Genomic DNA, 12,495 nt, shown 5'->3' with positions numbered 1-12,495 from the left:
CGCCTTGTGGAGGAGGGTACTGAAACACCCTCCACATTCTAATAGTCCATTTTTCTGTAATATCTTCTAAGGGTTAATGGATGATTTCTTTCCCGCTCAAGATATGAGTTGAAGCGATTGATAACAGCCCAATTGATGCTAACAGCAAAATATTTTCTAAATTCTTCACTGATGCCTTCCATTTTAAAGTCTTTAGTATCAATGACTGCAAGTTCCTTTGTAATTTTTTCAACGAATTTTTCTACCCGATTCATCAGCGGTCTTGTTTCATCCTCACCTTTGAATAAAATAACACTTGTATCTTCTTCAACGAGTTCAAGCGTTCCATGAAAAAATTCTGCGGCATGAATCGACTTCGTACGAATCCATTGCATTTCCTCTAAAATACACATCGCATATGAATACGTGTTGCCCCACAAGATACCAGAGCCCACCAACATATGATAATCTGTTTCTTTATGTTTAACAGCAAACTTCTCTGCTTTTTCTTCAAAGGATTGTACAGCCTGAACAATGGCACGTGGAAGCAGGGAAACCTCCTCTGTGAATTGCTCATATTGAGGGAACTCATCGTTATTATGTATAAATCGGAAAATCACTATATATAAAAGTAAAAAGAAAGTATCAAATGAATGCTTTTCCGAACCAGTTGTAACACAATAATCAACAATCTGTGTTAAAGGTGTGTTCGGGATTGCAACCAATGCAAATGTAGTGGCGCCTCTTTCTTTACAATACTTCGCTGCTGCCACTGTTTCCTTCGTCGTACCCGATTCAGACGTAAAAATACATACGGAATCCTTGCCAAATTGCCTATGATTCATAGCCATGAATTCCGCTGCATTCACAGCATAGACATTTATAGTAGAGTTTGAGTTTAATATGTATTCATACGGATACATCATGGCAACGGTTCCACCAACGCCGATAAGAAAAATATTTTTATATCCTTTTTCGCAAATATCATCGACAAAGCCTTCTATTTGATCTCTAAAGGATAAACCACTTTTTTCTACATACTGTAAAAAAACTTCTTCATCAAACTTTAACATGCCTCATTTTCCTCCTTAGAAATATATTTGTATTGTCTTGTATTATAATTGAGCATCACATTATTCACAAGATATATCTAGCATTAAAAAGAGCTTAAGGCAACGAGTAATTTCTCGTTGCTTAAGCTCCTAAAAATCAGCTTTCACCTTCGACCGTTTTTAATCTAACAGTATCCCAGTCTGTTCGATAAAAACGAATCATCACGGCAATTCCAAACACCATTAAATACGAATATAGCGCAATCCATGCTCCAACACTGCCTAAATTTAGTGTAAAGGTTAATACATAGCTTAGTGGAATAAATAATAACCAACCTAATACTAATGAAATTTTAAGTAGGAATGAAGTGTCGCCAATTCCACGAAGACCCCCAGCATAGAAGTTCAACAATCCATCAAATATTTGTAAAAAAGCTGAGATCATGATGAGTTTACCCGCCAAATGAAAGACCTGGGCATCTTGGGTATAGATCTTTGCAACTTGTTCCGAAAAGAAGAACTCAATAACGCCAAGCAATAAAATAAATATACACCCTAAAATAGCGGTGTTTGTTCCCGCTCTTCTCCCGTTAAGAGGCTTCCCTTTTCCAATTTCTTGACCAACTAAAATAGTTGCAGTTGATCCAAACGCAAAGGCAGGCATAAAACCAAAGCTCATTACGCTCAAGGCAATTTCATTCGCAGCTAATGCTTCGGTCCCTAATCTCGTGACAAAGCCAGTAAAGACGAACATTGCCATCGCCAAGGAGAATTCCTGAATTCCTAACTTTGAACTTTCACCAAAGATTAATTTAGATTCTAAGCGGTTAAAAGCAATTCGTACACGCGTGCCATATTTCGGATGTAATTTTACGAAATAGATATAAGCGCAAAATAGAAATGTCACAAGTTCACCTACAAAAAAGGCAATCCCTGCACCAACCAACCCAATTTCCGGAAAGCCAAAATGGCCATATGTTAATCCATATGTGAGAAAAATCATTAAAGCCCCACCTATGATTGTACTAATCATCGGCGTCTTCGTATCACCTACACCACGTAAAAACCCATGAAACACAAACGTAAAGGTTCCGAATATCATCGCAAGGAAACGAATTTGCAAATAGCTTTTTCCTTGTTCTATCATTTCCGCTGAACTTCCCAACACTTTGAAAATTCCTTCAGGCAGAATCAGCCCAACTAGTAAAATAAAAGCACTAGCTGCTATACAAAGGTAAAAAGCGATATACGTTCTCTCTATCCCTTTTTTCATGTTGTTTGATCCATAATTTTGGGCAACTAAATAGTTCGTAGTATGGCCAATCCCCGAAAACAGCGCCCAAACATTATACATGACAACATTCGTCACACCGACAATGGCGATGGCCAATGCTCCTAAATGACCAACTAGAATCAAATTTATCGTACCTGTAAGTGTCGATGAAGCAAACGAGGCAATTGATGGTATTGCAAGTAATAGTATCTTCTTCCATTCTTTCATCATTGTTCTGTACCCCTAATCATAAATGTAAATTCTATTATACTTGATTTTTTGAGAAAACTATTAATTTTTTGATTAGAGAAATTTTAGATGGAGATGAAAGAATAATGTTCCATTAAACGTTTCCATTGTCATTCCACAAAGGAGACATTGATCTTGGATTTTTTCATAACTTAACGATGCCCCGCTTTTCTTTTAAATGTCCAAGCGGACCATATAATTGACAGGAATAGAATGAATAAACACCATCCAATTGCCCACCATATATAATTAACAATTGCACCACCCATTAAGAGCGAGCGAATGGTTTCTATAATAGGTGTTATCGGTTGGTTTTCAGCTACTCCATGCAGCCATTTAGGCATTGTAGTTGTTGGAACGAAAGCGCTTGACAGGTATGGGAGAAATAATATGATAAATCCATAGCCACTTGCCGCCGCTGGAGTACTGGCTATAAGTCCGATTGCAGCAAACAGCCATGTTATGGTCAATATAAATAAAGCAATAATACCTATTGCAGCAAACCACTCAAATATAGTTGCACTTGGCCTAAATCCCACAACGAGGGCCATAATTATGACGATGCTTGTTGCGAGAAGATTACGTGCAAGGCTTGCAACGACATGCCCTGTAATCACATTCATACTTTGAATAGGCATCGTTCTAAAGCGATCAATAATGCCGTTCTTCATATCAGTGGCCACATCAAACGCTGTCGAAGATGACCCAAATCCTGCACACAATAAAATGATACCTGGAACTACATAATTGACATATTGCCCACTTGGATCAATGGCTCCTCCAAATACATACGTAAACATTAACATGAGAATAATTGGAAGCATAATCGCCATTATCAACGCATCTACGTTACGAAGGCTATGGAGTAAGCTTCTTTTTATGAATACAGAACTTGTGATCCACAACGATGGTCTTTTTGATTGAGTGATCATGTTCATCATGAATCTCTCCCTTTTTCAGAAGTTAGCGATAAAAAAACATCGTCCAAGCTTGGTCTGCGGATGCTTATTCGTGTATTTTTCGGCATCGTAAAAGCCACATCTTCAAGAATCTGTTTAACTTCATGAATACTTCCATTCGTTGGAATCTCCCTAATGACCTCGTCTTTCTCATTCCGCAGTTCAACCACTTCATTTCCAATCCGCGATTTCATTTCTACCGGAGTCCCCTGTGCTACAATTTGACCATTTGAAATTACTGCAATAATGTCAGCTAGTTGATCTGCTTCTTCTAAATATTGTGTCGTAAGGAATACCGTAACTCCTTTTCTAGCCAATTCAAGAATAATGTCCCACAATGCACGTCTACTGCGAGTATCAAGACCTGTTGTCGGTTCATCCAAAAATAAAATTGGTCTGTGGACAACAAGGCTTCCCGCTAAATCCAAGCGCCGCCGCATCCCCCCTGAATATGTCCCGACTCTTTTTTTAGCAGCATCTTTTAAATCAAAATAATCGATTAACTCGTTTGCGCGAGAACGTGTTTCCTTTCCTGATAAACCTAATAGCCTGCCCATCATCTGTAAATTTTCTTCTCCAGTTAACATTTCATCAACCGCTGCAAACTGCCCAGTAAGACTAATGGAGCCTTTTACTTCTTCTCTATTTCTCTCGATATCGTAACTAGCCACTCGAGCGCTTCCTGCATCAGGGTTAATCAATGTTGATAAAATATTTATCAATGTCGTCTTCCCCGCACCATTTGGACCAAGCAAGGCAAAAATCTCACCTTGCTGAACAGTCAAGTCGATCCTATCCAACACAATTTGTTTCCCAAATTTCTTTGTTAAACCTCTTACTTCAATAGCTGACTGGTTCAAACGTCTCCCTCCTTCTGGAAAATAATATTTGTATATAACATAAACAGTTTATTGCATACACAGTATATTGCATATACAATTGAAATACAACTGATTTTTTGTATTTTTTTGAAATGGTGCTAGTGATAAAACTAGAGGTGAATGACTTGAAGGAAAAAGAAAAGTTTGAAGATAAAATAGAAGGTTTGCCTTCTGGGATAGCTATAAGCTGGGGACTTGGAAAACAACCACAGCGTGGGCCAAAAAGGGAACTAAGTATTGAACAAATTGTTGAAGCGGCTATAGATATTGCAGATACGGAAGGACTCGAGGCTTTATCAATGAGCCGACTAGCATCATCTCTAGGATTTACGCCAATGTCATTGTATCGATACATTCCTAGTAAAGATGATTTACTTTTACTTATGCAGGAGAAAGTTACAGATATTGATTATCCAAATGGAGAAGTGGAAACAGATTGGCGTGAAAAAATGCGACAGTATGTAAGAATCTGTATTAAGGTTTTTCAGGACCACCCTTGGTTTAGCGACATTCCCATTACAAGCGTACCTGTTACTCCAAATCAGCTCAAAGCAGTCGATATGGCGCTCCGAACGACGCGTAATCTCCCATTAAACGATTATGAAAAAATGTCGATTGTTCTTCTCCTCAGCGGATATTCACGTTGGTGTGGAATTATCATAAAGGATATGAACAAAGCAATTCAGACCGGAAAACTTCCTAGTGAAATTAGCGGCCTTGACTATACCGCGGCGCTAAAAAAACTAGTTAAACAAGAAAACTACCCAGATCTTTATCCTGTTTTGATGTCAGGAGCCTATACAGAAGAAAATAAAGAGGAAAACCCTGTAGGAAACGACTTTGACTTTGGACTTGAGCGAATGTTAGATGGGATTGAACATTATCTTTTAACAAAGGAAAAATAGGGTTAAGTAAGTTGCAATCATTATCCATCAATTCATTTGTTCCAAATCAAAAGAGCCTGCTCTCTCAAGCTTTATCTCGAATGCATTTTTACATTACACTTTTCAGTGAGTATATGAAGATTGATTCTATTAAATTCACTAATCCCTTTGTATACTGAATTTAGGTGATGAACATGTATAAGGTATTAATAGTTGAAGATGATCATAAATTGAGAGACATAATGGGGCAATATTTAGCAAAGTGGAATTTCCGGCCTCTTTTTGTCGATAACTTCGAGCGTATAGACCAAATAACATTGAAGGAAAATCCGCATATTATTCTTTTAGATATCAATCTCCCCGGAAATAATGGTTTTTATTGGTGCAGCAAGCTTCGTCAACTTTCGGATGTACCAATCATTTTTATTTCGTCGCGCTCAGAAAGTATGGATATTGTCATTGCGATGAATATGGGTGGGGATGACTATATCCAAAAGCCATTTTCACTCGAAGTGTTAGTAGCAAAAATGAATGCTGTTTTAAGAAGGTCCAGCTCTATTGTAGAGAAGGACTTACTCTCGGTTGGAGAGCTCACTCTTAATATACAAAACTCCTATGTTGAGTACAGGAATAAAAAGGCAGCACTTACGAAAAATGAGTTTCAAATTCTTTACCTCTTAATGAAAAAAGCAGGTCAAATAATTTCCCGAGATGAAATCATGCGGGCACTATGGGAAGACGAACAGTTTATTGATGACAACACTCTTACAGTAAATGTAAATCGGCTGCGAAAAAAGCTAGAGGAAATTGGGGTTGAAGATGCCATCGCGACTAAGAAACGACAAGGATACTTATTACAATGACTTGGAAAAACTACCTTTCTGACCATCTGTCGCTTTTGCTTGTTTTTTTCTTTAGCTTGGCAACCACAACAGTCATCATCTGGTTGGATCCAAACATTCACATACATATAAACAATCTTCTGTATTTATTGTTCATATTAATCTTACTTTTTTCGATTTATTTATTATTTGATTTCCGCAAGAAAAAATCATTCTATCGTGATGCAAATGAAAAAGTCCATTCAGGATATATTATAGAACCCTTACAAACTCACACATCCGAAATAAGATTATGGACTCAACTACTACACATTCAAAAGGATCAATATGAGAAAAAGCTCGAACAAATTCATAATGAACAAAAAGAATGGCATGAGTATATGACATCATGGGTACATGAAATCAAAACACCGATCTCTGTTACGAAAATGATGATTGAGACAGAACAAATACCAAATAGCATGGAAGAGGAAATTGATAAGATTGAGCATCTGGTCGATCAAGCTCTTTATTATAATAGAACAAGTGATTTCAGCAAGGATTATTTCATTCAAGAATGGAACATTGAACAAATAATAAAGGAAGCAATAAAAGGGAATCGGAAATTATTTTTGTCTAAAAAAGTAAAGCTTGAATTGGATCTAGCTTTATTAGAAGTCTTAACAGATAAAAAAGGACTTCTATTTATCCTTAATCAATTTTTATCAAATTCATTAAAATATACCGAAGTTGGCGGGATGATTTCAGTTCAAATTCAACAAAAAGAAAGAAGAATTGTAATCCGCGACAACGGTATTGGGATTGCTGCAGAAGATTTGCCAAGAGTTTTCCAGAAAGGTTTTACAGGAAAAAATGGCAGACAAATTGCTGCCTCAACTGGAGTGGGGCTGTATCTCGCAAACAGGATCGCATCCAAATTAGGGCATCAGCTCACCCTTCATTCAGTGGAAGGGAATTATACCGAGGCCTCAATTTCTTTTTCAAGAACAGTCGATTTGTTAAGAGAAGAATACTTAATTAGGACGTGATGCGGCATCACGTCCTTTTCTTAAAATTGATTCCATCAGCCATTTATGAAACTCTATTTAAAAATTTTGGAGACTTTATTAGCCGTTGTCAGATTCTATAAGCCATTTCGAACATCCTATTAGCCGTTACCCGATTCTATTAGCCGTTTCGAACATCCTATTAGCCGTTATCCGATTCTATTAGCCGTTTCGAACATCCTATTAGCCGTTATCCGATTCTATTAGCCGTTTCGAACATCCTATTAGCCGTTATTCAATTCTATTAGCCGTTTTAAGTGGTCTATCAGATTATTCGGCAGTTCTATTAGATGCGTCAGCCGATATGAGCTATTTACTAATTCACAATCATGTTATATTTTCTAACAGTCATCAAATAGTAAATGGAATAAATTGTGATATATATCGCGATTGTGCCTAAAAATGGCAGAAGCATATTAATTTCTGAAAACCTAGCAAGCGCCGTTATTAAGAATGAACTATTAGGAATGGCAATCACTAGCGGAAGTAAAAAAACAGGCAATAATTGCTTGGCTACTGTTATTCGAATTTGCTTGCGGCTCATTCCAATTTTACTAAGTACTTGATAACGTCCTTGATCGGCTGTAGCTTCGGTTAACTGTTTGTAATGCAGCATGCTTCCAGTGGCCAGCAAAAATACAATTCCTAAAAATCCTCCTATGAAAATAAGCAACCCGTAAGTTTGGGTCCCTTTCTGATACTCAAGAAAAAAGGAAGAAAATAAGAAAGAATCATACTCACCGTGAACATCATTCAATACCACTTCTTCAATATTTCCCATTAACGTTTCCATTGACTTTTCATTTTTCAATTTATAGATTTGCAATTCTTTTACATTACCATTCTCTTTAATCAGCTGATAGTTGGCATCATCGATGACCATTGGAAACATATAATAACTTTGATTTAACATCGCCTTCTGTTCGTATCTTTGAATCGTAAAATTCTGATTCATTATCGAAATCGTTTTACCTGTATAAGGGTCAGCGTGCTGATTGATATTTCCATCATTAAAAACAATGGCTTCATCTTTTTCAATGCCCGCACCATAGTCTCCTACTTTCTCAGCTAATCGTTGATATTCCTTTTCTGATAAAAGCATAATTGGAAACTGATCTGGCCATCTTCCCGTTTCTGATAGATCACCTTCTACTTGTAAATACTCTATACGATCCGAAAAAATGATGGGATGTTCTCCGCTTTCCTTAATTAAAATTGCGACTTCCGCGTCCACCTCTTTACTTTGCGAAGTATACATGAGACTTAACGGATAATTCCTTTGAGCCGTTGCTGTTAAATTATGATGTAAGCTAAAAATGGTCCCTAGCGCAAAAAGCGTCACTGTGCTTAATAAAGCAATCATAGATAAGATGAGCGTGTTTCCTTTCATTCGAAAACAAAGATGAGAAACACTGATTAAATTCGTACCTTTAAAATAAAGCCCCTTTGCATTCATCATTCTTTCTAACATAACTGCAAAAACAGAGCGAATAAAAAGAAAAGAACCTATTAAAATCATGAACAAGGAAAATAGAACGGCAACGAAGCCGTATTCCTTATATATAGAAGAATGACTTGGTTGTAGTAAAACATAATATCCTATCCCGAGGGCCAATAGTGATGCTATAGCACCCGCTTTTGATACTTTGAGCTGTTTTTCCCCTTGCTTATCTGCTTTTAGTAAATCCAATAATGTATATCGGTATATCATCCGGTAATTATGAATAGATGTCACGAAAATGATCACAACGAAAACGACTAACGTTTGAATAACCGCCCCAGATGATATTTCAAAGTTAGCGAGGATTGAAAACCCCATTAGCCTTATCAAAAGCATCATAAAAAGCTTAGATAAAAGGACGCCAATCATCATTCCAATCCCAAGAGCCATGATTCCCATTATGAGGTTTTCATAAAATAAGAGCTTCGCAACCTGCTTCTTTCGCATCCCAAACAATGAATATAAAGCGACCTCTTTTTTTCGTTTTCTTATAAAAAAATCATTTGAATACCATATAAAAATCGCTGAAAATAGCAACAACAAACCTGAGGCAGCCATAAAAGCTGGCTGAACTTTCCCAAGGACTGTCGCTGATTCGTTAATTTGCTTATTGTACTGGAGTGAAACGAATGTAAAATAAATTACGATACTGAATACCATCGGGTAAAAGTAAAGCAAGTAGTGCTTCGTATTCATTTTAATATTCTTTTTGGCAAGGCTAAATAACGTCATGATGTCCACCTCCTCCAAGGGTAGCGAGGATATCAATGATTTGCCCAAAAAATTGCTTGCGGCTGCGCTCTCCCTTCCTGATTTCGGTGAAAATCGACCCATCTTTAATAAATAAAACCCGACTGCTAAAGCTTGCTGCATATGCATCGTGGGTGACCATTAAGATTGTGGCTTTCTCTTGTTCGTTTAAATCGGAGAGTGTTCCGAGCAGCATATAGGCCGATTTCGAATCAAGTGCTCCTGTCGGTTCATCTGCAAATATTAGGCTAGGATTCGTAATAATCGCTCTAGCTGTTGCCGTTCTTTGCTGCTGCCCTCCTGAAATGTTATAAGGATAAGATTGTAAAATCCCTTCAATTCCAAGCGCTTTAGATACTTCAGTTACTGTATTTTCGATTTTATCAACCGACACATTCGCTAAAGAAAGCGGAAGGATAATATTTTCTTTTACAGTTAGGGTATCAATTAAGTTGTAATCCTGAAAAATAAAACCCAATTTGTCCCTTCTAAAATCAGCCAAATCTTCTTCTTTAAATTTGAGGATACTTTCCCCATCAATCTTTATTTCACCTGAAGTTGGAGCATCAATGGTTGATAACACATTTAATAGTGTTGATTTCCCTGCACCAGATGGCCCCATAATTCCTACAAATTCGCCTTTATATATGTCTAGCTCGATATCATCCAATGCCGTTTGAATGTTTCCCTTTGATCCAAAAACCTTTTTTATATTTGCAGCCTCTAATACAATATGATTTTTCATTCCATCCACCCTCGTTTATCTTATATGTCTAACTATAAAAGAAACGAAGAGGTGCAACCATAACTTATCCTTACAATTTATCCTCCATCCTTACATTTTTGTAACCTGAACTGAATCTGCAAGGCGAACAAGATTCCTTATTATAGAAGGTCAGGACGATTGCTAGTCGATCTTCACAAACAAAAAAGCTATCTCAATTGAGGAATTCATCTCCTCCTTGAGACAGCCTTAACTTAAACAGTAGCTTTTTCTTTTTGTAATTGCATTGCTGGTCCAAAAAATTCATATCGAATATTGTTTTCTGGAAGACCCAGTTCTTCTAGAATGTTCACAACTGCTTTTAAAAATGGAACTGGTCCGCAAACATAGCAGACTGTATTTTCATCCATTTTATTTTGCAAAAATTCTTTCGTAATATATCCAGTAAAGTGATGGTTTCCATTCCGATCCATTGGTTTTTCGTAACCAAAATAAAAGTCGCCATTTTCCAATTGGGAAATCAAATGACGTACATCTTCTGCAAATGCATGAACCCCTTCATTTCTAGCTGAATGGATGTAAGTCACTTTTCTTTTACAATTAGATTGCACTAATGCATCAAGCATGCTCATCATCGGTGTTAATCCTACTCCACCGCTAATTAATGCGATGGGGGCGTCTTCCTGTTCATTTAAATGGAAGTCGCCTGCAGGAGCACTAACTTCAAGTTTATCTCCTACCAACACATGATCATGCAAGTAATTCGATACTTTACCATTAGGAACAAAATCTGTTTCCTTCTTAACTGAAATCCTGAAGTATTCCTTGCCAGGGGCAATGGAAAGGCTATATTGACGATTTAGCTTATAGTGCTCACCTGGAATACTAACTCGAACTGTAATATATTGTCCTGGTTTAAATACTGGAATAGGCTTCCCATCCGAAGGTTTTAAATATAAAGAAGTGATCACTTCACTTTCTTCTACCTTGTCGATTACTTCAAAGTCCTTGAATCCATCCCAACCGCCTGCTTGGTTTTTTGCTTCTTCATATAGTCCATCTTCAAGGTCAATAAATGCTTGAGCTATGAAGCCATACGCTTCTCCCCATGCTTCCAATATTTCGTCCGTTGCCGCCTCACCAAGTACCTCCTCAATCGCCAAAAGCAGGAACTTCCCAACAATCGGATAATGTTCAGGTTTAACTCCTAGCCCACGATGTTTATATGCGACTTGTTGAACAGCTGGAAGAATATTTTCTAATTGATCAATATGTTTTGCTGCCGTATAGACCATATTCGCAAGTGCAGTTTGCTGACGACCTTGCGATTGATTTGCATGATTGAATATATTTAATAATTCCGGATGAGCGGAAAACATTTTTTTATAGAAAACACTCGTGATTTGAACACCATGTACTTCTAAAGCAGGGACAGTAGATTTAATAATATCTATCGTTCTTTTTGAGAGTGCCATTTTAAAACCCCTTTAAACATATATTTTAAATACATCTTTAATGTTAAACCCTACAATCCGTTTTTAACAATCCTCTCAAGGAAGCTTTAAAAAAACTGTCACAAAAATTACTTTAAATGTTCAATATTGAACAAACTTTAGCAAATCCGTTTAACCTTTTATCACAGAAATTGTATAATGAACCCAAGTAGGTGAAGACATGAGACTAACGAATTATACAGATTACTCCTTAAGAGTCCTTATTTTTCTTGCATCCAAGCCTCACGATGCTCTTTCTACTATTTCTGAAATTGCCGAGGCTTACCATATTTCGAAAAACCATTTAACAAAAATTATTCATGAACTTGGGAAAATGGGAGTGATTAAGACAATCCGAGGACGCGGCGGTGGGATTAAATTAGCTGTTGCCCCAGGTGAAATTAATATTGGAGCAATTGTCAGAAAAACAGAGGAAGATTTTCAACTCGTCCCGTGTTTTGAAAAAGGAGATGCATATTGTACTATTTCGCCTGTTTGCGGATTAAAGCATATCCTTTACGAAGCACTTGCAGCTTACTTGTCTGTTTTAGATAAATACACTTTGGCCGACATCATCGTCCAGCCACAGGCCTATCGGGCGCTATTGGGAATTGAAGACACTGAGCTTACAACAATAAAATGATATTAAACACTGAAGCTTATGTTCAGTGTTTTTTTCATGAAAGCAAATCGACAATAAATAGTCCATTTACACTTCGCTGAATATATTTAGTTAATTATTGGCAAAATATCTTAAAATTATGTCACCTTGCAATTTCACAACGATATTAAATAGGGAATTGGGGTAAAGAAATGACATACCTACTGATTAGAGCTTTCAATACATACTAAAATAGGAGGA

11 protein-coding genes are annotated in these 12,495 nt (G+C 37.0%); 4 read left to right on the top strand and 7 right to left on the bottom strand.

The features are described 5' to 3' along the window. Nucleotides 1-38: 38 nt before the first annotated feature. The 4 genes from KHA96_RS09110 to KHA96_RS09095 form a co-directional block, all read right to left on the bottom strand. Nucleotides 39-1,052 (bottom strand): SIS domain-containing protein, encoded by a 1,014-nt coding sequence (locus KHA96_RS09110; protein WP_213128998.1) that lies wholly within the window; start codon nt 1,050-1,052, stop codon nt 39-41. A gap of 136 nt (nt 1,053-1,188) precedes the next feature. Further along, on the bottom strand, nt 1,189-2,535 hold the full coding sequence (locus KHA96_RS09105) for an MATE family efflux transporter (RefSeq protein ID WP_213128997.1): 1,347 nt from the start codon (nt 2,533-2,535) through the stop codon (nt 1,189-1,191). Between the two features lie 170 nt (nt 2,536-2,705). Next, the gene (locus KHA96_RS09100) at nt 2,706-3,491 is read right to left on the bottom strand and encodes an ABC transporter permease (protein WP_249315530.1); all 786 of its coding nucleotides are present in this window, start codon (nt 3,489-3,491) and stop codon (nt 2,706-2,708) included. Then, entirely contained in the window at nt 3,491-4,372 is an 882-nt protein-coding gene (locus tag KHA96_RS09095; RefSeq protein ID WP_213128995.1) for an ATP-binding cassette domain-containing protein, read from the bottom strand. The genes KHA96_RS09100 and KHA96_RS09095 overlap by 1 nt, the downstream gene beginning before the upstream one ends. Nucleotides 4,373-4,485: 113 nt before the next feature. On the opposite strand from KHA96_RS09095, the gene KHA96_RS09090 reads away from it, so the two are divergent. The 3 genes from KHA96_RS09090 (at nt 4,486) to KHA96_RS09080 (ending at nt 7,147) form a co-directional block, all read left to right on the top strand. Then, on the top strand, nt 4,486-5,298 hold the full coding sequence (locus tag KHA96_RS09090) for a TetR/AcrR family transcriptional regulator (protein WP_213128994.1): 813 nt from the start codon (nt 4,486-4,488) through the stop codon (nt 5,296-5,298). Between the two features lie 173 nt (nt 5,299-5,471). Continuing rightward, entirely contained in the window at nt 5,472-6,140 is a 669-nt protein-coding gene (locus KHA96_RS09085) for a response regulator transcription factor (protein WP_213128993.1), read from the top strand. Continuing rightward, the gene (locus KHA96_RS09080; protein WP_213128992.1) at nt 6,137-7,147 is read left to right on the top strand and encodes a sensor histidine kinase; all 1,011 of its coding nucleotides are present in this window, start codon (nt 6,137-6,139) and stop codon (nt 7,145-7,147) included. Before KHA96_RS09085 ends, KHA96_RS09080 begins: the two co-directional genes overlap by 4 nt. A gap of 334 nt (nt 7,148-7,481) precedes the next feature. Here KHA96_RS09080 and KHA96_RS09075 read toward each other — a convergent pair whose 3' ends face one another. From KHA96_RS09075 to hmpA, 3 genes are all read right to left on the bottom strand, one after another. Continuing rightward, a complete protein-coding gene (locus KHA96_RS09075; RefSeq protein ID WP_213128991.1) occupies nt 7,482-9,398 on the bottom strand; it encodes an ABC transporter permease in 1,917 nt (638 codons plus the stop codon). Continuing rightward, nucleotides 9,385-10,161: an ABC transporter ATP-binding protein gene (locus KHA96_RS09070; protein ID WP_213128990.1), complete on the bottom strand. Its 777-nt coding sequence runs from the start codon at nt 10,159-10,161 to the stop codon at nt 9,385-9,387. Before KHA96_RS09070 ends, KHA96_RS09075 begins: the two co-directional genes overlap by 14 nt. Nucleotides 10,162-10,394: 233 nt before the next feature. Then, on the bottom strand, nt 10,395-11,615 hold the full coding sequence (gene hmpA / locus KHA96_RS09065) for an NO-inducible flavohemoprotein (RefSeq protein ID WP_213128989.1): 1,221 nt from the start codon (nt 11,613-11,615) through the stop codon (nt 10,395-10,397). 199 nt (nt 11,616-11,814) lie between these two features. On the opposite strand from hmpA, the gene KHA96_RS09060 reads away from it, so the two are divergent. Further along, nucleotides 11,815-12,276, top strand: a complete 462-nt coding sequence (locus KHA96_RS09060; RefSeq protein WP_213128988.1) for an RrF2 family transcriptional regulator — start codon at nt 11,815-11,817, stop codon at nt 12,274-12,276. Nucleotides 12,277-12,495: the final 219 nt, after the last annotated feature.

It is taken from the genome of Bacillus sp. FJAT-49711 (genome assembly GCF_018343715.1).
Taxonomy (GTDB): Bacteria; Bacillota; Bacilli; order Bacillales; family Bacillaceae_C; genus Lederbergia.
The sequence above is the reverse complement of the archived record's forward strand: the minus strand, read 5'-3'. Positions and strand labels throughout refer to the sequence as shown.